Genomic DNA, 25,760 nt, shown 5'->3' with positions numbered 1-25,760 from the left:
GAACTCATGCGTGAAGCAGTGATCGTAGCAGGTGCAAGAACACCGGTTGGTAAAGCGAAAAAAGGATCTCTAGCAACTGTTCGTCCAGATGATTTTGGAGCACTAGTTGTGAGAGAAGCGTTGAAACGAGCAGGTGGATATGATGGACCAATAGATGATTTAATACTAGGATGCGCAATGCCAGAAGCAGAGCAAGGGTTGAATATAGCGCGTAATATCGGAGCGTTAGCTGGACTTCCTGATACTACACCTGCTATTACAGTAAACCGTTTCTGTTCATCAGGATTACAATCGATTGCCTATGCAGCAGAACGAATTATGTTAGGACACTCGGAAGCAATCATTGCAGGTGGAGTAGAGTCGATGAGTATGGTACCAATGATGGGGAATGTTATTCGTCCAAACGCACATCTTGCTGAAACAGCTCCACAATATTATATCGGAATGGGACATACTGCAGAGAATGTTGCTCAGAAATATGAAGTAAGCAGAGCGGACCAAGATGCATTTGCAGTTCGTTCACATGAGCTAGCAGCTGCCGCAATTGCTGCAGGTAAATACAATGACGATATAGTTCCAGTAGAAGTTGTCCAACATTTTGTTGATGAAAACAATAAAGCACAAGAAAAGAAATTTCTATTCAACATGGATGAAGGTGTTCGTGTAGGTACAACTGTTGAAACACTTGCGAAATTACGTCCAGCATTTAATGTACGGGGATCTGTAACAGCAGGTAACTCTTCTCAAACATCGGACGGAGCAGCAGCGGTACTTGTGATGGACCGTGAAGTTGCAGAAGCACAAGGGTTAAAACCGCTTGCGAAATTCCGTTCATTCGCTGTTGGTGGGGTTCCACCGGATATTATGGGGATTGGACCGATTGTAGCAGTTCCAAAAGCTTTGAAACTAGCTGGGCTATCAATAGAAGATATTGACCTTTGGGAAATTAATGAAGCGTTTGCATCTCAGTCCATTCAAGTCGTTCGTCACTTAGGGATCGATATTAACAAAGTAAATGTAAATGGAGGAGCCATCGCACTTGGCCATCCACTTGGAGCAACAGGATCTATCTTATCTATTAAATTAATCAGTGAATTGAAGCGTCAAGGGAAGCAGTTCGGAGTCGTTACTATGTGTATCGGCGGGGGAATGGGAGCAGCAGGCGTATTTGAAATTTTATAATTTGATTTTTGCAAAAGTTGATTAATGTTCAATCAAACAATAGGGGGAAATGAAAATGACAGAAGTAATTAATGTAGTAACAGGTGGAAGCTTTTTAGTTGAAGATATCGAGGCAAGTCGTATATTTACACCTGAAGATTATACAGATGAACAAAAAATGATTGCTAAAACTGCAGAAGACTATGTGAATAATGAAGTATTGCCAGTTGTAGAAAAATTGGAAAATCACGAATTTGAACACTCAGTTCGCTTGCTTAAATCTGCTGGAGATCTAGGTTTACTTGCTGCAGATATTCCAGAAGAATACGGCGGTTTAGGTTTAGACAAAATTTCATCTGCGCTAATCACAGAGAAATTATCGGTTGCAGGTGGATTCTCTATTACACACGGTGCGCATGTAGGGATAGGAACATTGCCAATCGTCTTATTTGGTAATGAAGAGCAAAAACAAAAGTATTTACCTAACTCAGCTTCAGGAGATAAAATTTCTGCTTATGCATTAACGGAACCAGGTTCAGGTTCTGATGCACTTGGAGCAAAAACAACTGCGAAGTTAAATGCAGAGGGCACTCACTATGTATTAAATGGTGAAAAGCAATGGATTACAAATGCTGGATTTGCTGATGTATTCGTTGTATATGCGAAAATTGACGGGGATAAATTCTCTGCTTTCATCGTTGAAAAAGAATTCCCTGGTGTTTCAGTGGGAGCAGAGGAGAAGAAAATGGGGATTAAATCTTCTTCTACTCGTACGCTAATTTTACAAGACGCACAAGTTCCTGCAGAAAACTTATTAGGTGAAATTGGTCGCGGTCATGTAATCGCATTTAATATTTTAAATATTGGTCGTTATAAATTAGGAGTAGGTGCAATTGGTGGTTCGAAACGTGCTTTAGAGTTAGCAATTTCATACACAAACCAACGTCAACAATTTAATACACCTATTTCATCCTTTAATTTAACGAAACAAAAATTAGCAACAATGGCATCAAAATTGTATGCAACGGAAAGTTTAATCTACCGTACCGTTGGATACTTTGAAGATCGTATGAGTCAGTTGAGTGCAGAGCAACAAAAAGATGGAAAAGCAATCGCAGCTTCAATCGCTGAATATGCAATCGAATGTTCTATTAATAAAGTTGTAGGTTCAGAAGTACTTGACTATATTGCAGATGAAGCAGTTCAACTTCATGGCGGATATGGTTTCATGCAAGAATATGAAGTAGAACGTATTTACCGTGACTCTCGTATTAATCGTATTTTTGAAGGAACAAATGAAATTAACCGATTAATCGTGCCAGGCACATTCATCAAAAAAGCGATGAAAGGTGAGCTTCCACTTTTTCAAAAAGCACAAAGTTTACAAGATGAGCTACTAATGATGATGCCAGAAGAAATTAGTGATGAGCCGTTAGCGCAAGAAAAAGCAATCGTTTCAAATGCAAAGAAAATTGGTATTCTAGTTGCAGGATTAGCTGTCCAACGTTTTGGTACAAAACTGGAAGCAGAGCAAGAAGTTTTGGTGAACATCGCGAATATTGCAAATAACATTTTTGCTATGGAATCCGCAGTACTGCGTACAGAAAAAGCAATTGCTCGTAGTGGAGTAGAGAAATCAAATCAAAAACTTCTGTATACACAAATATTTACACAAGAAGCATTCGGAGAGATTGAAACTGCTGCTAAAGAAACATTGATCGCAACTGCAGATGGGGATAATCTTCGCATCATGCTTTCGGCACTTCGCAAATTAACTCGTAACAATCCATACAATGTCATTCTTAAAAAACGCGAGGCATCAGTTAAATTAATCGATGCAGAGAAATATATCGTCTAAATATATATAACAAGCTGGTTCTTTATGAATCAGCTTTTTTTTGTTATGATGAAAGATAAAAAAGTAAAAGGTGATAAATATGACAATTCAATATTACGGATACCCAAAATGTACAACCTGTTTAAAAGCGTTAAAGTGGTTAAAAGGAAATAATCTCGCGTTCGAGCAAAATCACATTGTAGAAAATCCTCCTAGTAAAGAATTACTTAGAGAAATGCTTGAAAAAAGTGAGCTAGATATTAAAAAGTTCTTCAATACAAGTGGGATGAAATATCGCGAATTACAATTGAAAGACAAATTATCTCAAATGTCGATAGAGGAACAACTGGAATTGCTTGCATCTGAAGGGATGCTCATCAAGAGACCAATCGTTTATAATGGAAAACAACTTACACTAGGCTATAAAGAAGCTGAATTTGAACAGACTTGGAAAATCCAATAAATTCCCTTGTTTTTAAGCGTAAAATATGTGAAAATTACAGTTGAATTGATAATACTATTTGGAGGGGTTTAAACATGAGCGCACCTAAAGATTTAAGATACTCAAGTGACCATGAATGGGTAAAAACAGAAGACGGTAAAGCACGTATTGGTATTACGCATTTTGCACAATCTGAACTAGGAGATATTGTTTTTGTTGAGCTTCCTCAAGTTGGAGACGAAATAAAAGCTGGTGAACCTTTCGGTAGTGTTGAATCAGTAAAAACCGTTTCAGAATTATATGCTCCAATCAGTGGTACTGTAGTAGAAGTTAACGCTGAGTTAGATGATAGCCCTGAATTTGTAAATGAATCTCCATATGAAACTGCGTGGATGATTGTAATCGAACCATCGGATGCTTCAGAAATAGATGGTTTATTAACAGATGAAGCATACAATAAATTAATTCAAGAATAATAACAAAAGCGCCGTTTAATTCATGGCGCTTTTTCATATGCTAGTATATATGAAAAGTTGGGAGAGAATCTAATTGGCTAAAGTGTTTAGTGAAAAGGTAATTCTCGTTGAAGGAAAATCGGATAAGCTAAGGTTAATACCGGTTCTTGATGAAGCAACTGAAATCATTTGTACTAACGGAACAATTTCTAATGTGAAATTAGAAGAAATTTTGAGTCCTTATGATGATTTACCGATTTACGCCTTTTTAGATGCAGATAAATCAGGGGAACAAATTCGCTCTATTGTAAAAAAAGAATTTCCAGAAGCTATTCATTTATATACAAAATCTATGTATTGTGAAGTCGCCAATACACCGCTCGATGTTTTGGCTTCTATATTAAAACGTGTTAATATTAAGGTGAGAAAAGAATTTTTACTTTAGGATGATGATTATGGATGAATGAATGGACTCGAGATGAGTGGGAACAAGCTAAAAATGTACCCGGTCTTTCTATTTTATATGTATACACCCAACTGTGTGGTACTTGCCAAGTTGCTTCAAAAATGATGCAAGTAGTTCGTGAATTAGTACCTTATCCAATTGGGCAAGCAAATATCAACTTTATAGAAAATATTGCAATGGATTATGAAATTGAAAGCGTACCATGTCTGTTGATTGCTAAAAATGGCATTGTTCATCGTAAAATTTATGCATTTCAGTCAGTACCTTTTTTGTTAGAAACGATAAAAAGTATTGACGATAAAATAGAGGTATGATAATATTCGATTTACAAGAAACGTCAATTTTATAGTAACGCTCTTATTAAGAGAGGTGGAGGGAAAGTGCCCTATGAAGCCCGGCAACCGTCATGTTATGTACATGAAATGGTGCCAAATCACTCAAGGCAACTTGCTTTGAAAAATGAGAGAATGGATGAATGTTATTTTGATAATAACCTTAACCCCTTCTGCTCTTTCGCAGAAGGTTTTTTTTATGAAAGGAAGATTTACATGATTAGCTTAAAGGCTGTGTCGAAGAAATTTAATACGAAGCAAGGCCAGATTGTTGCTGTTGATGGTGTTAATCTTGACATCAAAAAGGGGGAAATTTTTGGCATTATTGGATATAGTGGTGCTGGGAAGAGTACGTTAATCCGATTATTGAATGGATTAGAAAAACCAACTGGCGGTAAAATAATTGTGAACGGTCAAGAAATTACTTCTATAAGTGAAGCTAAGCTTCGTCAAGTTAGACAGAAAGTAAGTATGATTTTCCAACACTTCAATCTACTATGGTCAAGAACAGTTGCAGAGAATATTGCATTTCCACTTGAAATTGCAGGCGTACCTAAAGACAAAAGAGCAGATCGTGTCAATGAATTGATCGAGTTAGTAGGACTTGAGGGAAGAGGAGATTATTATCCTTCTCAGTTATCAGGTGGTCAAAAGCAACGTGTAGGTATCGCACGAGCACTTGCGAATAGACCAGAAGTATTGCTTTGTGATGAAGCAACATCCGCGCTTGACCCTGAAACAACAGATTCTATTTTAGATTTACTAATTAGTATAAATGAAAAATTGGGACTAACAATTGTATTGATTACACATGAAATGCAAGTCATTCAAAAAATCTGTAACCGAGTAGCAGTGATGGAAGCAGGTCACGTTGTTGAGGAAGGGGATGTATTAGAAGTATTCCAAAACCCTAAACAGCCAATTACAAAACGCTTTGTGTCACAAGTTTCTGAAAAGGGACAAGCAGAGCAAACTATTCAGCGTTTAGTAGAATTATATCCAAATGGTAAACTCATTAAACTTGTATTTGTTGGTGAGCAAACAGAACAACCAATTCTTTCTAAGTTGATTAAACAATTCGATTTAGAAGTAAATATAGTTCAAGGAAATATTTCGCATACGAAAAGCGGTGCTTTTGGAACATTAATCCTTCAGTTAGAAGGGAACTCATCTGCTATTGAAGATGCTATTCACTTTATTCACGAACAAAAAGTACTAACAGAGGTGATTAGCAATGATTGATAAAATATTTCCAAATGTTGATTGGCCAAAGATGTGGGAAGCAGCACTTGAAACATTATATATGACGGCAGTATCTACTGTTCTTACGTTTATCATTGGTCTTGCACTTGGGCTTCTATTGTTTTTAACTAGTCCTCATCAAGCATGGGCAAATAAGTTGGCAAACTGGTTAACGGGCGCATTTGTGAATATATTCAGATCTATACCGTTTATCATCTTAATCATTTTACTTATACCTTTGACGACATTTCTAATTGGAACGATGCGAGGACCAAATGCTGCATTTCCAGCACTTGTAATTGGAGCAGCTCCTTTTTATGCACGTATGGTATTAATAGGTTTACGTGAGATTGATAAAGGTATTTTAGAGGCTGCAAAATCGATGGGAGCAAAAACATGGACGATTATTTGGAAGGTTTTACTTCCAGAATCGCTTCCAGCATTAGTTTCAGGGATTACCGTAACTTGTATTTCGTTAGTAGGATATACAGCCATGGCAGGAATTATAGGAGCGGGTGGACTTGGAACGCTAGCGTTTTTAGATGGTTTCCAACGAAATAGAGAAGATGTTACATTAGCTGCGACAATTTTGATCTTAATCTTAGTCTTTGTCGTACAATGGATTGGCGATATAATTACAACTAGAATTGACAAGCGATAGATAGATGTTAACGAGTTTACTCGATTACATATAAAATTTGGGGAATATAAAGGAGAGAATTACATTGAAAAAGTTTTTATTTGGAGCATTATTATCTGTTAGTGCATTAACACTTGCAGCTTGCGGTGCAGATGAAAGTAAGGAAACAAGCACTGAAAAAGAAACTACAGGAAAATCAGAGCCTACTGAGTTAGTAGTTGGAGCTTCGAATACACCTCATGCAGTTATCTTAGAAGAAGTTAAACCACTGCTTGAAGAACAAGGTATTGAACTTACAATTGAAACTTATCAAGATTATATTCTACCAAACAAAGATTTAGATTCGGGAGATTTGGATGCAAACTATTTCCAACATATCCCTTACTTTGAGTCACAAAAAGAAGAGTTTGGCTATGATTTTACAAACGCTGGTGGAATTCATATCGAACCAATCGGTTTATATTCTAAAAAATATGGTTCTATTGAAGAATTACCAGATGGAGCAACTATTTTAATGAGTAATTCAATTGCTGACCACGGTCGTGTTTTAGCAATGTTAGAAGCAAAAGGATTAATCACTTTAGCAGAAGGCGTTGAAAAAAGTGTTGCTGAAGTTAAAGACATCGTAGAAAATCCAAAAAACCTTGTATTTGATGCAAACTATGAATCTGCTTTAATGGTTCAATTGTTTGAAAATGAAGAAGGCGATGCGGTATTAATTAACTCGAACTATGCTTTAGATGCCGGTATTAACCCATTGGAAGATTCAATTGCAATTGAAGATTCTGAGTCACCATATGTGAATATCATTGCTGTAAACTCTGGCGATGAAGATAGCGAAGTAATTAAAGCTTTAGTAGAAGCGTTACACTCAAAAGAAATTCAAGATTTCATCGTAAGTGAGTGGGGCGGCTCTGTCGTACCAGTTAACTGATTAAGTCTTAAAGGAAGCAAGTACATTTAATGTACTTGCTTTTTTTAGTATAAATTATTAATACAAAAAAATATGTTTCGTTTGAAAAATACAAGGGTATATAAGTTAAGTACGTATATTAAAAATCGAGAGGAATGATTCATTATCAATTTAGAAGAGTTGCCATACACCGAGCAAATGGAACACGCGTTTAGAGGAGTTCACGGTTTCGGCTATTCAGAATTACGAAACAGTCAAGACTTACGTTTGGAAGTCGAACAACGTAGACAGCGAGATCATGAGAAGAGTGTTGAACTACTCGCGAAAATTGATTCGAATGCTTTTCGAGGCTAAATAAAAAGATATTAAAAATCCATGAAGTGAAGTTGCTTCATGGATTTTTCCTTTAACACTATTCCTGTAGTGAAATCATTTCTCAATTAAGGCATCCTATTGAAAACGTAAGTAAATTATTATTCTGATAGTAGTTTAGTTGTAAAGTCTAAAAAATCACGGATAACTAATGCTTTATAATATAAATGAGAAAGTATTTCAAAAGGTTTGCAAGGGACTACAGTTTGGGTTAAGATTAGAATGATAATAAATTAGAATGATTATACATTCAAAGTTACCCAATGGAGGTTTTATAATGTCGACTTTAGTTATTAAGGATTTACACGTTGCAATCGACGGTAAAGAAATTTTAAAAGGTGTTAATTTAACAATTAATACAAATGAAATTCATGCAGTAATGGGTCCGAATGGTACTGGTAAATCCACATTAGCATCAGCTATTATGGGTCACCCTAAATATGAAGTTACTTCAGGTTCTATTGAACTTGATGGAGAAAATGTATTAGAAATGGCAGTAGATGAACGCGCGAAAGCTGGTCTATTTTTAGGAATGCAATACCCAAGTGAAATTACTGGAGTAACAAATGCAGATTTCTTACGTTCAGCTATTAACTCACGTCGCGAAGAAGGCGATGAAATTTCTTTAATGAAATTTATTCGTGAATTAGATAAGAAAATGGAATTCCTAGAAATGGATCTTGATATGGCTCAACGTTATTTAAACGAAGGCTTCTCAGGTGGGGAGAAAAAACGTAACGAAATTCTTCAATTAATGATGTTAAAACCGAAATTCGCTATTTTAGATGAAATTGACTCAGGTCTAGATATCGATGCACTTAAAGTTGTATCAAGTGGTATTAACGAAATGCGTGGAGAAGGATTCGGAAGCTTAATAATTACTCATTACCAACGTCTTCTTGACTACATCACTCCTGATCATGTCCACATCATGATGCAAGGTCGTATTGTAAAATCTGGTGGTGCTGAGCTTGCTCACAAACTAGAAGCAGAAGGTTATGAATGGATTAAAGAAGAGCTAGGAATTGAAGACGAGACAGTTGGACAAGAAGCATAAGAAAGGAGACGAATAAGCATGACGGTTGAAACAAAATTGGCATTAACCGAGCAAGATATCCGCTCCTTTTCAGAAGGTAAACAAGAGCCAACTTGGATGACGGATCTCCGTTTACAAGCATTTGGTGAACTTGAAACACTTTCATTGCCAAAACCTGATAAAACGAAAATTATTAACTGGAATTTCACGGAATTTCCTACACATACTGTAGAAAGTAGTGTTTTTGCTTCTTTAGATGAATTACCAGAAGAAGTAAAAGTACTAGTAAATGCAGAAGAACAAAAAAATATTTATATTCAACACAATAATACGCCTGCATTTGTTTCTCTATCTGAAGATCTAAAAGCTAAAGGTGTTATTTTAACGGATATCTACACAGCTATGCGCGAGCACAGTGAACTTGTTCAAAAATACTTTATGACAGATGGCGTAAAAGTACATGAACATAAACTAACTGCACTTCATGCAGCATTATTAAACGGTGGTGTATTTGTATACGTACCGAAAAATGTAATTGTAGAAGCACCAATTCAAGTTATTTATCTACATGATGATCAAACTGCTTCTTTATTCAATCACACTTTGTTAGTAGCTGAACAAAACAGTGTTGTAACGTATGTAGAAAACTATTTATCAACAGTAGACCATGCTGATGGATTAGCAAATATTGTGGCAGAAGTAATTGCAAAAGACAATGCAAAAGTTACTTTTGGTACTGTAGACGTTCTTGCTGAAGGCTTTACAACTTATGTAAACCGTCGTGGTGTTACTGGTCGTGATGCTGTACTTGAATGGGCACTAGGAATGATGAACGATAGTGATACAATTTCTGAAAATACAACGCACTTAGTTGGAGACAATTCAGAAGGCCGTGTGAAAATGGTTGTTGTAGGTCGTGGAAAACAAAAGCAAAACTTTACAACACAAGTTATTCACTGGGGTAAACAAACAGAAGGACATATCTTGAAACACGGTGTGATGAAAGATGAAGCTTCTTCTATTTTCAATGGTATCGGGAAAATTGAATTTGGTGCTACAAAAGCAAATGCAGTTCAAGAATCTCGTGTATTAATGCTAAGTGAAAAAGCGCGTGGGGATGCAAACCCAATTTTATTGATCGATGAAGATGATGTAACAGCAGGCCATGCAGCTTCTGTTGGCCGAGTAGACCCACTTCAGTTGTACTATTTAATGAGCCGTGGTATTTCACAACACGAAGCAGAGCGCCTTGTTATTCATGGATTCCTTGCTCCTGTAGTAAATGAATTACCGATCGAAGGCGTTAAGAAACAGCTGACGGAGGTTATTGAAAGGAAAGTTCGCTAATGCTCAGTACAGACATTCGAAGCCATTTTCCCATTTTACATCAAGAGATAAACGGTCATCCACTTGTCTATTTAGATAGTGGAGCGACTTCTCAAAAACCAACTCAAGTAATTGAGGCAATCAAAAATTATTATGAATTAGAAAATTCAAACGTGCACCGTGGTGTTCATACACTAGGTAACCGTGCAACTGATAGTTACGAAGGAGCACGTGAGAAAGTTCGTAAATTCATCAATGCTACATCTACTAAAGAAGTAATATTCACACGTGGTACAACAACATCCCTAAATACAGTTGCTAGAAGCTACGGCCTTGCAAATGTTAAAGAAGGCGATGAAATCGTTATTACGTATATGGAACACCATTCGAATATTATTCCTTGGCAACAACTTGCAAAAGAAACAGGCGCTACGCTTAAATATATAGATTTAGAAGCAGATGGAACTTTATCTTTAGAAAATGTTCGTGCTACTATTACAGATAAAACAAAAATTGTTTCGGTTGTTTACGTATCCAATGTATTAGGTACTATGAATCCAATCAAAGAAATCACACAAATTGCACACGAACATGGTGCAATCATGGTTGTAGATGGTGCACAAGCATCACCACATATAAAATTAGATGTTCAAGCATTAGATTGTGATTTTCTTGCATTCTCAGGACATAAAATGTGTGGACCAACTGGTATTGGTGTTCTATATGGTAAACAAGCATTACTAGAAAAAATGGAACCAATTGAATTCGGTGGGGAAATGATTGACTTCGTAGGTTTGTATGAATCTACATGGAAAGAACTTCCTTGGAAATTTGAAGGCGGTACACCAATTATCGCTGGTGCTATAGGACTTGGTGCTGCAATTGATTTCCTAGAAGAAATTGGCCTTGATGAAATTGAAAAACATGAACATGAGCTTGCTGCTTATGCAATGGATAAAATGTCAGCTATTGAAGGTTTAACTATTTACGGTCCAACAGATCCATCTAAAAGAGCTGGGATCATAACGTTTAACTTAAATGATGTGCATCCACATGATCTTGCTACTGTGCTTGATATGAATGGTATCGCTGTTCGTGCAGGACACCACTGTGCACAACCATTGATGAAATGGTTACAAGTTTCTGCAACTGCGCGTGCGAGCTTCTATCTATATAACACAAAAGAAGATATAGATTCTTTAATAGCTGGCTTACGTACTGCAAAGGAGTATTTTAACGATGTCTACTAAAAATTTAGATCAACTATATAGAAGTGTAATAATGGATCATTACAAAAATCCTCGCAATAAAGGTTCAATTGAGGATGGAGCTTTAACAATTGATATGAATAACCCAACATGCGGAGATCGTATCCATTTAACATTACAAGTGGAAGATGGAGTTATTCAAAATGCTAAGTTTGATGGAGAAGGTTGTTCTATTTCTATGGCTTCCGCATCCATGATGACACAAGCAGTAAAAGGAAAGAAAGTAGAAGAGGCATTGCAACTTTCTACAGTATTTTCAGAAATGATGCTTGGAAAAGAACATGATGATTCTATTGACCTTGAAGATATTGAAGCGCTAAATGGTGTCTCAAAATTCCCAGCGCGTATTAAGTGTGCAACACTTGCATGGAAGGCAATGGAAAAAGGTGTTTCTGAAGAGTAGAAAAGCGGAAGCACCTATGTCTGCACTATGGGGGAAGGCTGCTTTAGCTAGACTATTAAAAATAGAACGGAGGAATTACGATGGCTAAAAAAATGCCTGAAATTGGTGATTATAAATATGGTTTCCATGATAAAGACGTTTCCATTTTCCGTTCAAAACGTGGATTGACGAAAGAAATCGTTGAAGAAATTTCACGTATGAAAAATGAACCAAAATGGATGTTAGATTATCGCTTAAAAGCATTAGAAATTTTTTACTCAAAACCAATGCCACAATGGGGTGGAGATTTAGGGTCATTAAATTTTGATGAAATTACGTATTACGTAAAACCATCTGAACAAACTGAAACATCATGGGATGAAGTACCAGAAGAAATCAAAGCAACTTTTGATAAACTTGGTATTCCTGAAGCTGAACAAAAATACCTTGCTGGTGTTTCTGCACAGTATGAATCAGAAGTTGTTTACCACAATATGAAACAAGAACTTACTGACTTGGGTATCATATTTAAAGATACTGATTCTGCTCTTCGTGAAAATGAAGATATTTTCAAAGAACATTTCGGGACAATTATTCCATCAACGGATAACAAGTTCTCTGCACTTAACTCAGCAGTATGGTCAGGTGGATCTTTCATCTATGTACCAAAAGGCGTAAAAGTAGAAACACCACTTCAAGCATACTTCCGTATTAACTCAGAAAACATGGGTCAATTCGAACGTACGCTAATCATTGTAGATGAAGGTGCTTCTGTACATTATGTAGAAGGATGTACAGCTCCTGTTTACACAACAAACTCACTTCATAGTGCAGTTGTTGAAATTATTATTAAAAAAGATGCATATTGCCGTTATACAACAATCCAAAACTGGGCAAACAACGTATTTAACTTAGTTACAAAACGTGCAGTTTGTGATGCAAATGCTACGATGGAATGGATTGACGGAAATATTGGCTCTAAATTAACGATGAAATACCCAGCAGTAATCCTTAAAGGTGAAGGTGCTCGTGGTATGACACTTTCTATCGCCATTGCTGGTAAAGGACAACATCAAGATGCTGGTGCGAAAATGTTACACTTGGCTCCTAATACTTCTTCTACGATCATTTCGAAATCAATTTCGAAACAAGGTGGGAAAGTAACTTACCGCGGTCAAGTTCACTTTGGACGCAAAGCAACTGGTGCTCGTTCAAACATTGAATGTGATACATTAATCATGGATAATCAGTCTACTTCTGATACTATTCCATACAACGAAATCTTGAATGATAATATTTCTCTTGAGCATGAAGCGAAAGTTTCTAAAGTCTCAGAAGAACAATTATTCTACTTGATGAGTCGTGGTCTTAGTCAAGAAGAAGCAACTGAAATGATCGTAATGGGCTTCATCGAACCATTCACAAAAGAACTTCCAATGGAATATGCGGTTGAGATGAACCGTCTGATCAAGTTTGAAATGGAAGGAAGCATAGGTTAATACTCCAAAAGGTTTTGGTGTTATTTTCTATATCCTTCAAAAATAGTCGTGCCTCTTCTGTGCCGATTTGTTTACAAAGTAAAGAAGAAGGCGAACTTATTTATAGTTCGCCTTCTTCTATTTTTTTCGATCAATTTCAAATTGCTATATCACTTTAAAGAAATCTGCCTAATTGTTTGTGATATAGAATTGCCCCAATATAACCTGCTACATATGCTACCAGTACGATTAAAATAGCGTCTGTGTTTAATAAATCATGTCCATAGTATAATCGGTTAAGCACAATATAAAGTGCGGCACATATACCGCCAAAATGTAGAGCGTGTTTCATGTAAAAATGTGTTCCTATTAACCCACCTAAGATTGCAATTACAACAACAAGAATAAAAAATGATTGAAATGCCTCCGGTAATACACTGGCTTCCATATATAAAAATAGTATAAATAATAAATGTTGTATAATTAGTGTAATTAAAAGTGCAGGAAGCCAATTAAACTTTTTTCTGTGCATAAAAAAACCTCCATTTATTTTTACTATATTAAACTTGGGTAAGGATTAGAATCTTATTTTCTTTAGGAAAAGAGATCAATTTTTGTAACCTTACTCTGAACGAATGATATGGTATTATTGAATATATAATGAGGTGATCTGATGATTCAAATTGGTTTAACAGGCTGGGGAGATCATCCAGACTTGTATGTTTCTTCTGCAAAAGAAAAACTGCAAGATTATAGTGCTCATTTCCCCGTAGTGGAATTAGATGCATCATTTTATGCCATTCAACCAATAAAAAATAGTTTGAAATGGATAAAAGAAACACCTGCTGATTTTCAATTTGTTGTAAAGGCTTATCAAGGCATCACAGGACATTTACGTGGGGACTTTCCATTTGAATCTACTACAGAAATGTTCGAGCTATATCGAAAGTCCATTATGCCTTTTAAAGAAGCCGGAAAGTTAGCTATGGTATTAGTTCAATTTCCCCCTTGGTTTCGTTGTGAAACAGAAAATGTGACTTATCTTAGAAAAGTCAGAGAAGAACTAAAAGATTTTGATGTAGTTATTGAGTTCAGACACCAATCTTGGTATGCACCTGAATATCAACAATCGACAGTGCAGTTTTTGAGAAGTCATCAGTTTCACCATAGCGTCTGTGACGAACCACAGGCTGGAGAAGGAAGTATTCCTCTAGTTCCGATTGCCACTTCTGATAAAGTATTAATACGATTACATGGTCGAAATACATATGGGTGGATTAACCATGGGAATAAAGAAAAATGGAGAGAAGTTCGCTATTTATACGACTATAATAAGGAAGAACTAACATATATTAAATCAATCTGTGAGCAATTACATGAACAAGCAAAAGACGTCATCCTATTATTCAATAATAACTCTGGAGGACATGCTGCTAATAATGCAAAGACTTTTCAACAGATGCTTGGTGTTAAGTTTGACGGATTAGCTCCAAAGCAATTAGATTTATTTGAGGAAGATTTTTGATCAGACATACACTAAGTGAAATGAATGAATGAATGAATGAATGAAAGGAAGGTAGGGGTCGAGGATGAAGGAAATAATATACATTTATCATACAAATGATTTACATAGTCATTTTGAAAATTGGCCAAAGATTGATCAGTTTCTTTCAGAAAAAAGAAAAGCTCACCATCCTAATGATTTCTACCTTACTTTAGATATTGGGGATCATTTGGACAGGTCGAATATATATACAGAGGGTACGCTTGGTATAGGGAATATTGAATTATTAAATCAAGCAAACTATGATTATGTGACTATTGGTAACAATGAAGGCATTACACTGAGTCATGATGATTTAGATACTTTGTATACAAATGCACAGTTTGGGGTCATTGTTTCGAACTTTACAGATCAATTTGGTAATATTCCTTCGTGGGTACTGCCTTATAAAATTCATACGTCACCATCTGGTATTCGGATTGGTCTTGTAGCTGCAACCGCAGATTTTGGGATCTATTACGAAAAGCTTGGATGGCATGTTCAAGACCCTCTAGAGCGCTTAAAAGAAGTTTGTGCAGAAATTGAAGGGCAAGTAGACATTATTATTTGTATGTCTCATTTAGGTATATCACAAGACGAGCTAATGACTCAGCAAATACCACAAATTGATGTTATTTTAGGTGCTCATACGCATCATTTTTTTGAAGAGGGAAAAATGTCGGGAAATACATTACAAGCTGCAGCAGGGAAATTTGGCGTGTATATTGGTCAAGTTACAATCGAATATGACCATGACAAGCGTGAAGTCATATCTAAACAAGCAATATTATACCCAACTGTTGATTTACTAGCTCCGCTGGACAATGATTTAAAGCAGAAGCGATGGGATGAAATTGGTATTAGAAAACTTTCTACTGAAGCTTTTCAAAATCCTAAAAAGCTTAAGAAAGACTGGTTCCAACGTTCTGATATGTCTGATTTCTTTGGAAAAGCATTATTAGCTTTTACCGAAGCTGATTGTGCGATGTTCCCAGCAGGTATATTACTCACTGATTTAAACAAGGGTGTAGTTACAGATGAAAATTTGCATAGTTTGTTGCCTCATCCGATAAATCCTTGCGTGATCACTTTAAGAGGTGCAGATTTATTAGAAATCCTAGAACTGTCAAAAAACGAAAAATGGCCACATTTGGAAGTTAAAGGATTAGGGTTCCGTGGGAAATACTTAGGTAAGATGCTTTTTGAACATTTGGTGGAAGATGACAACGGAGACGTTTACATTCGAGAAAAATTACTTCATTTAGAAAAAGTGTATAAACTGGCTACGCTAGATATGTTCACTTTCGGTTATTTCTTTCCTTCATTAAAATTTGCACATAAAAATTATTTTATGCCAGAGCTATTAAGAGATGTTATGAAATGGTACGGGAAAAAACAAGAACTAATTAAAAATTGACATTGATTACCCCCTAATTACATATACATAATTAGGGGGATTTTATGCGGTTTAATAAAAAAAAGAAACATTTTAGTATCTTTACACAACAGCGTAAATTAGCCATTTTTTTAGCGTGTTTTCTGATATCTATAGCGGGCTTGTTTTACTTTATTAATGGACGTTTAACACCCACCTATTTAAATTATGCAGAAGTGCAAACGAATAAGATTGCGTCCATGGTTATAAGCAAGGCGATTAATTCGAGGACTGCGAATGTATTAGACGTGAATGATATTATTGAGGAAGTTCCATCAGATAATAGTAATAATATGGTGACGACAAAATTTAATACAGAAATCATTAACCGAGTGCTATCTGATACAAATAGTTTAGTACAATCACATTTAGAACAGGCAGAAAAGGGAGACTTGTCGAGTTTACCTTATTTGGATGACATAGAGTACGATAAACAAACAATGGAAGAACGAGGTGGGGTCGTATTTTTTGTGCCAATGGGGCAAGCAACTAATATCCCGTTAATTGGTAATTTAGGTCCTAAAATACCGATCCGTTTTCATGTCATCGGAAATGTTCAATCGAATGTGGAGTCTTCTATAAGAGAATTTGGTATTAATAATGCGTATGTAGAAGTGAGCATTCATATAAAAGTTAATGTACAAATAATCGTGCCCTTAGCAAGTAAAATGAGTGTGGTGGAACAGAATATTCCTGTAGCGATGGGGCTGGTTCAAGGGCAAGTTCCATATATTTATACAAAAGGTGAAGGGGGTAATGCTCCATCTATAGAAGTGCCAATACCAGTGCCAGAAAAATAAAACAAATTCATAAGATGCGACCAATCTATGTATTTCATAGAGGTTGGTTTTTACCCAATGGTTTAACTAGGGAATATCAGTTTCAGAAGGTTGTTTGAATTCTAAAAATATGTTACATTGACAACAGTAATGTAACATTTCTAGGAATGGGGTCGATGAAAAGTGACATCGTGTAAACCGACGAAACCAGAATACCAACGTAAACCAGATTGGTTAAAAATAAAGTTAAATACAAATGAAGACTATAATGGTCTGAAGAAATTAATGCGTGAAAATAACTTAAATACAGTTTGTGAAGAAGCTAAATGCCCGAATATTCATGAATGTTGGGGGTCACGAAGAACAGCTACTTTTATGATTTTAGGCGCAATTTGTACACGTGCATGTCGTTTTTGTGCTGTTAAAACAGGACTTCCAACAGAGCTTGACTTAGCAGAACCTGAGCGCGTAGCAGATTCGGTTGTTATTATGAATTTAAAGCATGTAGTAGTAACTGCTGTAGCTCGAGATGATTTAAAAGATGGCGGTTCAGAAGTGTTCGCTGAGACAATTCGTGCAATCCGTCGTAAAAATCCGTTCACTACAATAGAAGTATTACCTTCTGATATGGGTGGAATTGAACAAAATATTCGTAACATAATGGATGCAAAACCAGATATTTTAAATCACAATATCGAAACAGTACGCCGTTTAACTCCAAGAGTTCGTGCAAGAGCACAATATGATCGATCACTAGAATTATTAAGTCGTGCTAAAGAAATGCAACCTACAATTCCAACTAAATCATCGCTAATGCTAGGTTTAGGGGAAACAAAAGAAGAAATTATAGAAGTTATGGATGATTTACGAGCTAATAATGTAGACATCATGACGATCGGTCAATATCTACAACCAACGAAAAAGCACTTACCTGTGTTAAAATATTATTCACCTTCAGAATTTGGTGAATTACGAGAAATTGCGATGAGTAAAGGATTCTCTCATTGCGAAGCTGGTCCTCTAGTTAGAAGTAGCTATCATGCAGATGAACAAGTGAATGCTTCTGCTAAACAACGACAACTACAAGGTGAAGAGAAAATAGCTACTCTAAACAGCTAATGGATGGTGACGAAATGATTATTGCTGAAGGTTTTACGTATGAGATCATAGAAGATTACCGTGAAGCATTTAAAGAAGAAGCCTTCATAGAAAGATATAGTGAAATATTAACGAAATATGACTATATCATGGGTGACTGGGGCTACGGCCAACTCCGTTTAAAAGGTTTCTTCGAGGATAAAAATAATAAGGCAACTTTCGATACGAAAATAAGTACGATGAAAGATTACTTATATGAATATTGTAATTTCGGTTGTGCTTATTTCCTTATCAAGAAATCTGGAGTTGCACCAAAAGTAATTCCTGCCCAAATTGAAGAGCCAATACAAGAAAACGTGGAATTAGATCAAATTTGATCTAGTTCCACGTTTTTTTAGTTGTACAATATATGGCGTTGGTAAAAAAACTGATGCACGCTTATTTCGTTCCGAGCGGACGCTTTCCGTGGGGCGTGCGGTGAGCCTCCTCGCCCGTGAAAACCGCGCTTCTGTGGGGTCTCACCTGTCACGCTAATCCCACTGGAGTCGCCGCTCGGAACGAAATCAGCTAAGAGAGTATAGGAAACAAGTGATATTCCTTGTAGAATAAAAGTCGACTAAAACCATCATCCAGGAGGGAACTCACTAGTTACATTCTCATAGCATTAAATCTTTACTTGATATTCGAGACGCAAACATTCCTATTGAATAAAACTACAAAAAAAAAAGACTGCCGCAAAAAATCAGTTTTACTGAATTTCTGGACAGTCCCGTGACAAATAAATAAATCAAATATAGCCGACTAAAATTCTTCATCAACGTCATTTGTCAAAGAACCCGTTTTTTTAGTTCAATAACTCACTTAGGTATTCTCTTAATTCTGCAGCTTCTTCTTCATTTCTATTATAAATATGCTCCAAGTATCCTGGTTCTTCTAGGTCATCTGGTCCTAGAATTGCAGCTCGACCATATTGAATATCCATGACAAGTACTTTACCGTAAAAACGACTACTTTGCACAATGGCTAAATCATATCGCTGTGATTCACCTGTAAAAGCAACGAATCTAGTTTTTGTATCTTCCACATCATCGTATAAGAAAAATCGTTCCATTTGATGACACTCCTTCCTAACTAAGCTTTATGGTACTATAGAATGGAGTTATATATCAACTGAACAAAAAATAGGAGGCATTTACATGTATTTTGTGGATCGAAAAAAAATAGCTACTACTTTAACTTATATGAATCATTTGCTCGAATTATTAGAAAATAAAATAGACTGGGAACAAGATGAAATATCTAAACTAGCATTAGAGCGAATTGGCCAAAATATTATTGAATCCGTTATAGATGCAGGTAATTCAATGATTGATGGTTTTATCATGCGAGATCCAGGAGGTTATGATGATATTATCGATATTCTTACAGATGAAAAAGTAATATCTGCTGAAATGGATGCACCATTAAAAGAGGTCATCGAGTTTAGAAAAGTATTGGTACGTGATTTCCACTCAGTAAATCATGAAAAATTATTGCATGTATTAGTATCTAATCTTTCTTATTTAAAACAATTTCCAGTTAAAGTAGAAAGTTATCTCGTCAATGAACTAGGTCCAGTTTCTGCATTTCTGCCGGAGAACTCGAATGTTATCTTATAAAGCATATTGCTTAGATTTAGATGGTACTGTTTACAAAGGGAGTGAACCAATTCCAGAAGCAATTAAGTTTGTTCATTATTTGCAGCGTAATGGAATTGAGCCATTTTTCGTGACGAATAATTCTTCTATGACACAGCTTCAATTACAAGAAAAGCTTCAAAAAATGGATATACAAGTAGAAGCTGACCATATTATGTCATCTGCTATTGCTTGTGCAAATTATATTGAATCTACTCATTCTGGTAAATCTGTTTTTGTCATTGGTAGTAATGGATTAAAAGATGCATTGGATGGGAAGAATATTTTATATACAGATGAAGTAGCCGAAGTTGTAGTGATGGGGATTGATCTGCAGATAAACTATGACAAACTTGCTACCGCTTGTTTATCCATTCGTGCAGGAGCTGCTTTTATATCGACAAATAAAGACCATGTTTTTCCTTCTGAAAGAGGATTAGTTCCAGGAAACGGGGCATTTACGAAACTGGTTGAGCATTCAACTGGAGTGGAGCCATTATTTGTTGGAAAACCAGAACCTTTTATGTTGGAATTAATTCAACAAAAATTTGGATTTAAAAAAGAAGAGATGATTATGATTGGAGATAATTATCAGACGGATATTTTAACAGGTATTCGAATGGGAATTCATACAGCACATGTGAATAGTGGTGTAAACCGCACAGAGGAAGTTCAACAAGAAGATGCACAACCGACTTATTATTTGGAGTCATTAGAAGAATGGATAAAATAAAAGACTGCGAATTTTCGCAGTCTTTTAAAATAGTGGATTTTCTTCAATGTATTTATATATGTTAGTCACGAGTTCACTTGGTGTATCTGCCTCGACAAGGTCACCATTTACAATTGCATAAAGTGTATCAGAACACTTTGTACAATAGCTCAAACAACCATATTCTAATACATCTAGATTGGGATCCCGTTCTAATATTTCAAATGCTTCTTGAGCACCATTTGCAAGGTTGCTTACACAAAATTCAACCATTGGATTCATAGCTGTCACCTCACTACTTCGTCATCCTACTCTATAATTTATCGTTCGTCAATTTAGAAGTATGATTGTGAAATTCATCACAATCATTTATAATATGATATGACAATGAAAGTTGAAGGAGACAAATATGCGAAATTTAGTATTATTAGGTGGAGGATACGGTAATATGCGAGTACTACTTCGTTTATTACCAAATAATTTGCCAGAGGATGTAAGAATCACATTAGTTGATCGAACGCCGTATCATAGTTTAAAAACGGAATTTTATGCTCTAGCTGCGGGAACATCGTCTGACCATGAGATTCGTGTTGCATTTCCGGAAAGCGATAGACTGAAAATAGTATATGGCGAAATTACTGAAATTGATGTAGAAAATAAAAATGTATTGTTGATAGATGGACAAGCGATTGCGTATGATGATTTAGTTATTGGATTAGGTTGTGAAGATAAGTATCACGGAGTGCCAGGAGCAGCTGAGTTTACGTATAGTATTCAAACAATTGGACGATCTCGTGAGACATACAGTAAAATTGGTGGTCTTTCTGCAGGTTCTATAGTTGGAATTGTTGGCGCAGGACTTAGTGGAATCGAACTTGCTAGTGAGCTACGTGAAAGCAGACCTGATTTACGGATTAAGTTGTTTGATCGTAGTCCGCGTGTTTTAAGAGATTTCCCTGAACGTTTAAGTAAATACGTACAAAAATGGTTTGATTCCAATAATGTTGATGTAGTAAGTAACTCAAACATTACGAAAGTAGAGCCAAACAAGTTATACAATCATGAAGAAGTTATTCCTGTCGATGTTGTTGTATGGACAGCAGGGATACAACCTGCCGCTCCAGTTCGTGCATTACCTGGCGAAAAAGATAATTCAGGACGTGTTATTTTAACACAATATCATGATATACCAGGATATGAAAATGTATTTGTCGTTGGAGATTCAGCATCTCTTCCGTTAGCTCCAAGTGCTCAATTAGCTGAAGAACAAGCTGAACAAATTGTAAAAGTTCTTCAAGCGAGATGGGATAATGTTTCACTTCCAGAGAAAATGCCAGAAATTAAGTTAAAAGGATTTATGGGATCGCTTGGGAAGAAACAAGGATTTGCATATTTAGCTGATATTTCTGTAACTGGTCGCATTGCACGCTTGATGAAATCCGGTTTACTTTGGATGTATAAACGCCATAATGGGTAATATAAAAAAGCTTCTCTACGCTATCAAATCAGCGTAGAAAAGCTTTTTTTAGTTAAATTTCCGTTGTATACCCATATTTCTCTAGTGCAGCATAAACCGACTTAAGTTGAATATATCCTTCACCAATCATTTCATCATTGATCATGACAAGAGGATAGAAAAATTCATCTTCTGTAATTCGATTGGCAATATCGCGATGTTTCTCATTCTCAATTGGTTGTTCGATATCGATATAAGTAAAAGTAATATTATTTTTTGGGAATTTACGGTCGATCGCAGCTTGTAGCCATTCGTGTGTATCCTTAGAGGATGGTGCATTTACGCAACTTGCACATGCAATATCCGCTCCAAATATTTCAATAGTTAATGGTTTTTGGTTCATATTTTTGTTCCTCCTGAATTTCTTTATTGGATTTTTCTCTTCCTTCACATTATAATGATTATAGTGAAAGGAGTCGATAGAAATGACTGATACAATGAATGAACAAGTTCAAGAAGTTTTAGATAAATTACGCCCATTCTTATTACGCGATGGTGGAGACTGCGAGCTAGTAGACATTGAAGATGGAATTGTAAAACTACGCCTTTTAGGAGCTTGTGGAAGTTGCCCAAGTTCAACGATTACATTAAAAGCTGGGATTGAACGTGCTCTGCTTGAAGAAGTTCCAGGAGTAATAGAAGTAGAACAAGTATTTTAACTTCATTCAGCAGGGTCCAAAAACTCCCGCTGAATTCAAGGAACTCTGGCTAAGAACGCCGCGTCCTGCGGCAACGCCTGAGTGACCAACATCCTGTTGGCCCAAGTCCTCCGGCGGATGCCACAGATTTTTAGAGGAATTTATCGAGCAAGCTCGATAAAAATCTGGGCGCACTGTTTTCTGCGGAGCTGAACGAAGTGAAGCGGAAGCAAATACGCCTCGGCGTATTTGATTCCGTCATAATAAAAAAGAAGCCGTTAGTTTAAGGCTTCTTTTTGTTTTTCATCTCGTATTTCTTGCCAACGTTCTTTTGCCATTTCAACAATTTTAGGTTCAAGAGATGTACTTTGCTTTTCAATAACTTTAGAAAAATAACGAGTTGCATATTCAATATCTTCTATTTTTCTAGATAATTCTGCAATAAGATAGAGCATTTTTGTCTCGGACATTTGTGAGCCTCTATAGTCGTCATTCATATAAGAGTCAGCATATCGATTTCGAGCAATTTCTAAAAAGCGTTGTTCTTGCGCTGTATTTTCTATTAATCGGAAGAGCCAGGCTGTTCGCAAAGCTAATCCTCCAATAGTGACAAACTTTTCTTTTTTGATCGTACCACAATGGATGGCCAGCTTATAAGTAATAATTCCTTTTTGAATGCTTCTTTCATGCCCAAAAGAACGAGAAACCCACTTGTCTGTGACTTGTTCTTTTATAAGATTATTCACACCTGGGGCAAAATATTTGGTGAAATCCTTTGTAAATGAAAACCCACAATGTTCGCAGACATAAACATTATATAAAAGGGGATTAATTTCTTTATTTTCGTAAATAGGTTGAAAATCTGTCTCATGATGCTCAACTTTTATAAATTTAGAACGTATTTTAGTCGTTTTAAAATTTTGTTTACAAAAAATGCATTCAATACTTTGTTGGTAATATGCAGGGATTTCCATAAAAATCCTTCTTTCAATCATGTTCTTTATAGTTCTATTATACTTGATGGAATAGAGTAAGGTTAAATATTTTGCTAAGTAGTTTTCCTTGTCTAGATAGTGAAAACATTGGTATGATAAGTAAAAGAAAAGGATGGTGATTCAGATGACGGAAGTAGTAATTTTATCTGAAGCGGCAGCTTACCGCGTGAAAGAAATGATGAAGCACAATGATGAAGAGGGTTCCTTGCTTCGTGTTTCTGTAAACGGTGGCGGTTGTAGTGGTCTTTCTTACGGTATGGGTTTTGAAAAAGAAGTACAGGGAGAAGATCTTGAATTGCACCAACATGGAATTCATATGGTTGTAGCTAAAGAAGATGCAACTATTTTAAATGGAACAACGATAGATTATAAAGAATCTTTAATGGGTGGAGGGTTCACAATAGAGAATCCTAATGCAATCGCTTCATGTGGCTGTGGTTCTTCGTTTAGAACAGCAGTGAAGCAAGGTACACCGGAGAATTGTTAATAATACTTAGAGCAGTGATTTCTACTAGATAGAAATCACTCTTTTAATGTAAAAAATTATGTAGAATTTCTGCATAATCTGTCTAGCTCCAGCGCAAAGCTCGTCGTAGAAGAACGTTGCCTCTTGGGGCAGTGATAGGCGCTTGCGCTTTTCTTATGTGAATTTTCGATATTTTCGATTCTTTACAATCTCCTAACAATGTATTGAAATAGTGTCATAAAAGGTCTAATATAAGAAGTATAAATTTTGTCCTAGATTAGACAAAGAGTGAATGAAAATTGGATGAATATAAAAATATAAAAAGGTGGTTGCGATCTTCTTGAAAAGACCAACAATTCTAGTACTAGGTGCAGGATACGGTGGATTAACTACGGTAGTAAACTTACAAAAATTAGCAGGACCAAATGCTGCTGATATTATTTTAATCAATAAAAATGATTATCATTATGAGTCAACTTGGTTACATGAGGCTTCAGCTGGGACGCTAACTCCTGAACAAGTGCGTTATGATGTAAAAGATGTAATTAACTCAGGTAAAGTGAAATTTGTTAAAGCTACTGTAGATGGTATTGATGTTAATACTAAAAAAGTGGCAACTAGCGCCGGAGAGTATACATACGACTATCTAGTAATTGGTTTAGGGTTCGAAGGGGAAACTTTTGGGATTCCTGGTCTAGACAAGTATGCATTATCTATTGCAAATGTAAACGCAGCTCGTCAAATTCGTGATCATATTGAATATCAATTTGCTAACTGGTCTACTGATGATGTACAAGATGATTCTCGTCTAACAATCGTTGTGGGTGGAGCTGGATTCTCGGGTATTGAGTTTTTAGGAGAATTAGGAAATCGTGTTCCTGAATTATGTAAAGAATATGATGTACCTAAAGATAAAGTACGTGTAGTTTGTGTAGAAGCTGCTCCAATGGTACTTCCAGGATTTGATCCGGAACTAGTAAAATATGCTGTAGCTCAACTTGAGTCTAAAGGAATTGAATTCTCTATTGGTACTCCTGTAGTAGAAGCTACTCCTGAAGGCGTTAAAATTAAAACAGGTGAAGAAGAATTCGAATTCATCAAAGCTGGTACAGTAGTATGGGCTGCAGGAGTTCGAGGGAATCGTTTAATCGAATCATCTGGTATTGAAAATATGCGTGCACGAGTTAAAGTTGACAAAGACATGCGTGCTCCTGGATTCCCAGATGTATTCATCGTTGGAGATTGTGCGCTTATGATTAACGAAGAAATTAATCGTCCATACCCACCAACAGCTCAAATTGCAATGCAACAAGCTGTAACAGTTGCAAAAAATATCTTAGCCCTAATTAATGGAGAAGGAACATCAGAATTCGTACCGGATCTAAAAGGGGCAGTATGTTCTCTTGGAGAGCATGATGCAATTGGTGATGTAATGGGTAAAAAAATTACAGGAACAAAAGCATCTATTATGAAAAAAGTCATCGATAACCGTGCGCTTTACATGATCGGTGGACCTTTACTAGTTTTGAAAAAAGGTAAGTTTAAACTTTAA

The 25,760-nt window shown here is 36.1% G+C and carries 31 protein-coding genes and 1 riboswitch; of the genes, 26 read left to right on the top strand and 5 right to left on the bottom strand.

The window, feature by feature from the left end:
• The first annotated feature begins 6 nt into the window (after positions 1-6).
• From C7437_RS09580 to sufB, 15 genes are all read left to right on the top strand, one after another.
• Positions 7-1,182: an acetyl-CoA C-acetyltransferase gene (locus tag C7437_RS09580; protein WP_111439471.1), complete on the top strand. Its 1,176-nt coding sequence runs from the start codon at positions 7-9 to the stop codon at positions 1,180-1,182.
• A gap of 55 nt (positions 1,183-1,237) precedes the next feature.
• Complete coding sequence (locus C7437_RS09575; RefSeq protein ID WP_111439470.1) at positions 1,238-3,019, top strand: acyl-CoA dehydrogenase family protein; 1,782 nt, start codon at positions 1,238-1,240, stop codon at positions 3,017-3,019.
• A 79-nt stretch (positions 3,020-3,098) separates the two neighbouring features.
• The gene (locus C7437_RS09570) at positions 3,099-3,461 is read left to right on the top strand and encodes an arsenate reductase family protein (RefSeq protein WP_111439469.1); all 363 of its coding nucleotides are present in this window, start codon (positions 3,099-3,101) and stop codon (positions 3,459-3,461) included.
• A 74-nt stretch (positions 3,462-3,535) separates the two neighbouring features.
• Positions 3,536-3,916: a glycine cleavage system protein GcvH gene (gene gcvH, locus C7437_RS09565; protein WP_111439468.1), complete on the top strand. Its 381-nt coding sequence runs from the start codon at positions 3,536-3,538 to the stop codon at positions 3,914-3,916.
• A gap of 82 nt (positions 3,917-3,998) precedes the next feature.
• Positions 3,999-4,340 carry a toprim domain-containing protein gene (locus tag C7437_RS09560; RefSeq protein WP_111439633.1) on the top strand — a complete coding sequence of 114 codons (342 nt, stop codon included), beginning with the start codon at positions 3,999-4,001 and terminating at the stop codon, positions 4,338-4,340.
• 14 nt (positions 4,341-4,354) lie between these two features.
• Positions 4,355-4,675 carry a thioredoxin family protein gene (locus tag C7437_RS09555; protein WP_111439467.1) on the top strand — a complete coding sequence of 107 codons (321 nt, stop codon included), beginning with the start codon at positions 4,355-4,357 and terminating at the stop codon, positions 4,673-4,675.
• A gap of 40 nt (positions 4,676-4,715) precedes the next feature.
• Positions 4,716-4,827: riboswitch (SAM riboswitch) on the top strand.
• An 82-nt stretch (positions 4,828-4,909) separates the two neighbouring features.
• A complete protein-coding gene (locus tag C7437_RS09550; RefSeq protein ID WP_111439466.1) occupies positions 4,910-5,935 on the top strand; it encodes a methionine ABC transporter ATP-binding protein in 1,026 nt (341 codons plus the stop codon).
• Positions 5,928-6,596 (top strand): methionine ABC transporter permease, encoded by a 669-nt coding sequence (locus C7437_RS09545; protein WP_111439465.1) that lies wholly within the window; start codon positions 5,928-5,930, stop codon positions 6,594-6,596. Before C7437_RS09550 ends, C7437_RS09545 begins: the two co-directional genes overlap by 8 nt.
• A gap of 64 nt (positions 6,597-6,660) precedes the next feature.
• A complete protein-coding gene (locus tag C7437_RS09540; RefSeq protein ID WP_111439464.1) occupies positions 6,661-7,509 on the top strand; it encodes a MetQ/NlpA family ABC transporter substrate-binding protein in 849 nt (282 codons plus the stop codon).
• Positions 7,510-7,686: 177 nt separating this feature from the next.
• On the top strand, positions 7,687-7,842 hold the full coding sequence (locus tag C7437_RS17505) for a YuzK family famiily protein (protein ID WP_484278709.1): 156 nt from the start codon (positions 7,687-7,689) through the stop codon (positions 7,840-7,842).
• A gap of 295 nt (positions 7,843-8,137) precedes the next feature.
• Positions 8,138-8,917 (top strand): Fe-S cluster assembly ATPase SufC, encoded by a 780-nt coding sequence (gene sufC, locus C7437_RS09535; protein ID WP_111439463.1) that lies wholly within the window; start codon positions 8,138-8,140, stop codon positions 8,915-8,917.
• An 18-nt stretch (positions 8,918-8,935) separates the two neighbouring features.
• The gene (gene sufD, locus C7437_RS09530; RefSeq protein ID WP_111439462.1) at positions 8,936-10,243 is read left to right on the top strand and encodes a Fe-S cluster assembly protein SufD; all 1,308 of its coding nucleotides are present in this window, start codon (positions 8,936-8,938) and stop codon (positions 10,241-10,243) included.
• Entirely contained in the window at positions 10,243-11,472 is a 1,230-nt protein-coding gene (locus C7437_RS09525; protein WP_111439461.1) for a cysteine desulfurase, read from the top strand. The genes sufD and C7437_RS09525 overlap by 1 nt, the downstream gene beginning before the upstream one ends.
• Complete coding sequence (gene sufU, locus C7437_RS09520) at positions 11,462-11,893, top strand: Fe-S cluster assembly sulfur transfer protein SufU (RefSeq protein ID WP_111439460.1); 432 nt, start codon at positions 11,462-11,464, stop codon at positions 11,891-11,893. The genes C7437_RS09525 and sufU overlap by 11 nt, the downstream gene beginning before the upstream one ends.
• Before the next feature lie 80 nt (positions 11,894-11,973).
• Entirely contained in the window at positions 11,974-13,371 is a 1,398-nt protein-coding gene (sufB, locus tag C7437_RS09515) for a Fe-S cluster assembly protein SufB (protein WP_111439459.1), read from the top strand.
• A 154-nt stretch (positions 13,372-13,525) separates the two neighbouring features.
• On the opposite strand, the gene C7437_RS09510 is transcribed toward sufB, so the two are convergent.
• On the bottom strand, positions 13,526-13,882 hold the full coding sequence (locus C7437_RS09510; RefSeq protein ID WP_111439458.1) for a hypothetical protein: 357 nt from the start codon (positions 13,880-13,882) through the stop codon (positions 13,526-13,528).
• A 141-nt stretch (positions 13,883-14,023) separates the two neighbouring features.
• Between C7437_RS09510 and C7437_RS09505 the strand changes: the two genes are divergently transcribed.
• From C7437_RS09505 to C7437_RS09485, 5 genes are all read left to right on the top strand, one after another.
• A complete protein-coding gene (locus C7437_RS09505; RefSeq protein ID WP_111439457.1) occupies positions 14,024-14,875 on the top strand; it encodes a DUF72 domain-containing protein in 852 nt (283 codons plus the stop codon).
• A gap of 64 nt (positions 14,876-14,939) precedes the next feature.
• Positions 14,940-16,310: a bifunctional metallophosphatase/5'-nucleotidase gene (locus tag C7437_RS09500; protein ID WP_111439456.1), complete on the top strand. Its 1,371-nt coding sequence runs from the start codon at positions 14,940-14,942 to the stop codon at positions 16,308-16,310.
• A 44-nt stretch (positions 16,311-16,354) separates the two neighbouring features.
• On the top strand, positions 16,355-17,128 hold the full coding sequence (yunB, locus tag C7437_RS09495) for a sporulation protein YunB (protein WP_111439455.1): 774 nt from the start codon (positions 16,355-16,357) through the stop codon (positions 17,126-17,128).
• A gap of 162 nt (positions 17,129-17,290) precedes the next feature.
• Positions 17,291-18,226, top strand: a complete 936-nt coding sequence (gene lipA, locus C7437_RS09490) for a lipoyl synthase (RefSeq protein WP_111439454.1) — start codon at positions 17,291-17,293, stop codon at positions 18,224-18,226.
• Positions 18,227-18,240: 14 nt separating this feature from the next.
• Positions 18,241-18,582, top strand: a complete 342-nt coding sequence (locus C7437_RS09485) for a YutD family protein (protein WP_111439632.1) — start codon at positions 18,241-18,243, stop codon at positions 18,580-18,582.
• Positions 18,583-19,049: 467 nt separating this feature from the next.
• On the opposite strand, the gene C7437_RS09480 is transcribed toward C7437_RS09485, so the two are convergent.
• On the bottom strand, positions 19,050-19,316 hold the full coding sequence (locus C7437_RS09480) for a DUF3055 domain-containing protein (RefSeq protein ID WP_111439453.1): 267 nt from the start codon (positions 19,314-19,316) through the stop codon (positions 19,050-19,052).
• Positions 19,317-19,401: 85 nt separating this feature from the next.
• On the opposite strand from C7437_RS09480, the gene C7437_RS09475 reads away from it, so the two are divergent.
• Positions 19,402-19,863, top strand: coding sequence for a DUF86 domain-containing protein (locus tag C7437_RS09475; protein WP_111439452.1), 462 nt, complete (start codon positions 19,402-19,404; stop codon positions 19,861-19,863).
• A complete protein-coding gene (locus C7437_RS09470; protein WP_111439451.1) occupies positions 19,850-20,614 on the top strand; it encodes a TIGR01457 family HAD-type hydrolase in 765 nt (254 codons plus the stop codon). The genes C7437_RS09475 and C7437_RS09470 overlap by 14 nt, the downstream gene beginning before the upstream one ends.
• Positions 20,615-20,638: 24 nt before the next feature.
• On the opposite strand, the gene C7437_RS09465 is transcribed toward C7437_RS09470, so the two are convergent.
• Positions 20,639-20,875, bottom strand: a complete 237-nt coding sequence (locus C7437_RS09465) for a YuzB family protein (RefSeq protein WP_111439450.1) — start codon at positions 20,873-20,875, stop codon at positions 20,639-20,641.
• Between the two features lie 127 nt (positions 20,876-21,002).
• Here C7437_RS09465 and C7437_RS09460 point away from each other — a divergent pair, with 127 nt between their 5' ends.
• On the top strand, positions 21,003-22,070 hold the full coding sequence (locus tag C7437_RS09460; protein ID WP_111439449.1) for an NAD(P)/FAD-dependent oxidoreductase: 1,068 nt from the start codon (positions 21,003-21,005) through the stop codon (positions 22,068-22,070).
• 52 nt (positions 22,071-22,122) lie between these two features.
• Here the strand turns inward: C7437_RS09460 and C7437_RS09455 are convergent, their stop codons facing one another.
• Positions 22,123-22,452 (bottom strand): YuzD family protein, encoded by a 330-nt coding sequence (locus C7437_RS09455; protein WP_111439448.1) that lies wholly within the window; start codon positions 22,450-22,452, stop codon positions 22,123-22,125.
• Between the two features lie 82 nt (positions 22,453-22,534).
• Here C7437_RS09455 and C7437_RS09450 point away from each other — a divergent pair, with 82 nt between their 5' ends.
• Positions 22,535-22,768, top strand: a complete 234-nt coding sequence (locus tag C7437_RS09450) for a NifU family protein (RefSeq protein WP_111439447.1) — start codon at positions 22,535-22,537, stop codon at positions 22,766-22,768.
• Positions 22,769-23,025: 257 nt separating this feature from the next.
• Here the strand turns inward: C7437_RS09450 and C7437_RS09445 are convergent, their stop codons facing one another.
• Complete coding sequence (locus C7437_RS09445; RefSeq protein ID WP_111439446.1) at positions 23,026-23,721, bottom strand: DUF2225 domain-containing protein; 696 nt, start codon at positions 23,719-23,721, stop codon at positions 23,026-23,028.
• A 145-nt stretch (positions 23,722-23,866) separates the two neighbouring features.
• Between C7437_RS09445 and C7437_RS09440 the strand changes: the two genes are divergently transcribed.
• Together C7437_RS09440 and C7437_RS09435 are read left to right on the top strand one after the other, a co-directional pair.
• Positions 23,867-24,229 carry a HesB/IscA family protein gene (locus C7437_RS09440; protein ID WP_111439445.1) on the top strand — a complete coding sequence of 121 codons (363 nt, stop codon included), beginning with the start codon at positions 23,867-23,869 and terminating at the stop codon, positions 24,227-24,229.
• 319 nt (positions 24,230-24,548) lie between these two features.
• Complete coding sequence (locus C7437_RS09435) at positions 24,549-25,760, top strand: NAD(P)/FAD-dependent oxidoreductase (RefSeq protein WP_111439444.1); 1,212 nt, start codon at positions 24,549-24,551, stop codon at positions 25,758-25,760.

Source organism: Psychrobacillus insolitus (genome assembly GCF_003254155.1).
GTDB lineage: Bacteria > Bacillota > Bacilli > Bacillales_A > Planococcaceae > Psychrobacillus > Psychrobacillus insolitus.
The sequence above is the reverse complement of the archived record's forward strand: the minus strand, read 5'-3'. Positions and strand labels throughout refer to the sequence as shown.

What these genes read in the sequence shown, in the direction of transcription:
- C7437_RS09580 (WP_111439471.1), top strand. Translation starts at nt 7, where the DNA reads ATGCGTGAAGCAGTGATCGTAGCAGGTGCAAGAACACCGGTTGGTAAA.
- C7437_RS09575 (WP_111439470.1), top strand. Translation starts at nt 1,238, where the DNA reads ATGACAGAAGTAATTAATGTAGTAACAGGTGGAAGCTTTTTAGTTGAA.
- C7437_RS09570 (WP_111439469.1), top strand. Translation starts at nt 3,099, where the DNA reads ATGACAATTCAATATTACGGATACCCAAAATGTACAACCTGTTTAAAA.
- gcvH (WP_111439468.1), top strand. Translation starts at nt 3,536, where the DNA reads ATGAGCGCACCTAAAGATTTAAGATACTCAAGTGACCATGAATGGGTA.
- C7437_RS09555 (WP_111439467.1), top strand. Translation starts at nt 4,355, where the DNA reads ATGAATGAATGGACTCGAGATGAGTGGGAACAAGCTAAAAATGTACCC.
- C7437_RS09550 (WP_111439466.1), top strand. Translation starts at nt 4,910, where the DNA reads ATGATTAGCTTAAAGGCTGTGTCGAAGAAATTTAATACGAAGCAAGGC.
- C7437_RS09545 (WP_111439465.1), top strand. Translation starts at nt 5,928, where the DNA reads ATGATTGATAAAATATTTCCAAATGTTGATTGGCCAAAGATGTGGGAA.
- C7437_RS17505 (WP_484278709.1), top strand. Translation starts at nt 7,687, where the DNA reads ATGGAACACGCGTTTAGAGGAGTTCACGGTTTCGGCTATTCAGAATTA.
- sufC (WP_111439463.1), top strand. Translation starts at nt 8,138, where the DNA reads ATGTCGACTTTAGTTATTAAGGATTTACACGTTGCAATCGACGGTAAA.
- sufD (WP_111439462.1), top strand. Translation starts at nt 8,936, where the DNA reads ATGACGGTTGAAACAAAATTGGCATTAACCGAGCAAGATATCCGCTCC.
- C7437_RS09525 (WP_111439461.1), top strand. Translation starts at nt 10,243, where the DNA reads ATGCTCAGTACAGACATTCGAAGCCATTTTCCCATTTTACATCAAGAG.
- sufU (WP_111439460.1), top strand. Translation starts at nt 11,462, where the DNA reads ATGTCTACTAAAAATTTAGATCAACTATATAGAAGTGTAATAATGGAT.
- sufB (WP_111439459.1), top strand. Translation starts at nt 11,974, where the DNA reads ATGGCTAAAAAAATGCCTGAAATTGGTGATTATAAATATGGTTTCCAT.
- C7437_RS09510 (WP_111439458.1), bottom strand. Translation starts at nt 13,882, where the DNA reads ATGCACAGAAAAAAGTTTAATTGGCTTCCTGCACTTTTAATTACACTA.
- C7437_RS09505 (WP_111439457.1), top strand. Translation starts at nt 14,024, where the DNA reads ATGATTCAAATTGGTTTAACAGGCTGGGGAGATCATCCAGACTTGTAT.
- C7437_RS09500 (WP_111439456.1), top strand. Translation starts at nt 14,940, where the DNA reads ATGAAGGAAATAATATACATTTATCATACAAATGATTTACATAGTCAT.
- yunB (WP_111439455.1), top strand. Translation starts at nt 16,355, where the DNA reads ATGCGGTTTAATAAAAAAAAGAAACATTTTAGTATCTTTACACAACAG.
- C7437_RS09485 (WP_111439632.1), top strand. Translation starts at nt 18,241, where the DNA reads ATGATTATTGCTGAAGGTTTTACGTATGAGATCATAGAAGATTACCGT.
- C7437_RS09480 (WP_111439453.1), bottom strand. Translation starts at nt 19,316, where the DNA reads ATGGAACGATTTTTCTTATACGATGATGTGGAAGATACAAAAACTAGA.
- C7437_RS09475 (WP_111439452.1), top strand. Translation starts at nt 19,402, where the DNA reads ATGTATTTTGTGGATCGAAAAAAAATAGCTACTACTTTAACTTATATG.
- C7437_RS09470 (WP_111439451.1), top strand. Translation starts at nt 19,850, where the DNA reads ATGTTATCTTATAAAGCATATTGCTTAGATTTAGATGGTACTGTTTAC.
- C7437_RS09465 (WP_111439450.1), bottom strand. Translation starts at nt 20,875, where the DNA reads ATGAATCCAATGGTTGAATTTTGTGTAAGCAACCTTGCAAATGGTGCT.
- C7437_RS09460 (WP_111439449.1), top strand. Translation starts at nt 21,003, where the DNA reads ATGCGAAATTTAGTATTATTAGGTGGAGGATACGGTAATATGCGAGTA.
- C7437_RS09455 (WP_111439448.1), bottom strand. Translation starts at nt 22,452, where the DNA reads ATGAACCAAAAACCATTAACTATTGAAATATTTGGAGCGGATATTGCA.
- C7437_RS09450 (WP_111439447.1), top strand. Translation starts at nt 22,535, where the DNA reads ATGACTGATACAATGAATGAACAAGTTCAAGAAGTTTTAGATAAATTA.
- C7437_RS09445 (WP_111439446.1), bottom strand. Translation starts at nt 23,721, where the DNA reads ATGGAAATCCCTGCATATTACCAACAAAGTATTGAATGCATTTTTTGT.
- C7437_RS09440 (WP_111439445.1), top strand. Translation starts at nt 23,867, where the DNA reads ATGACGGAAGTAGTAATTTTATCTGAAGCGGCAGCTTACCGCGTGAAA.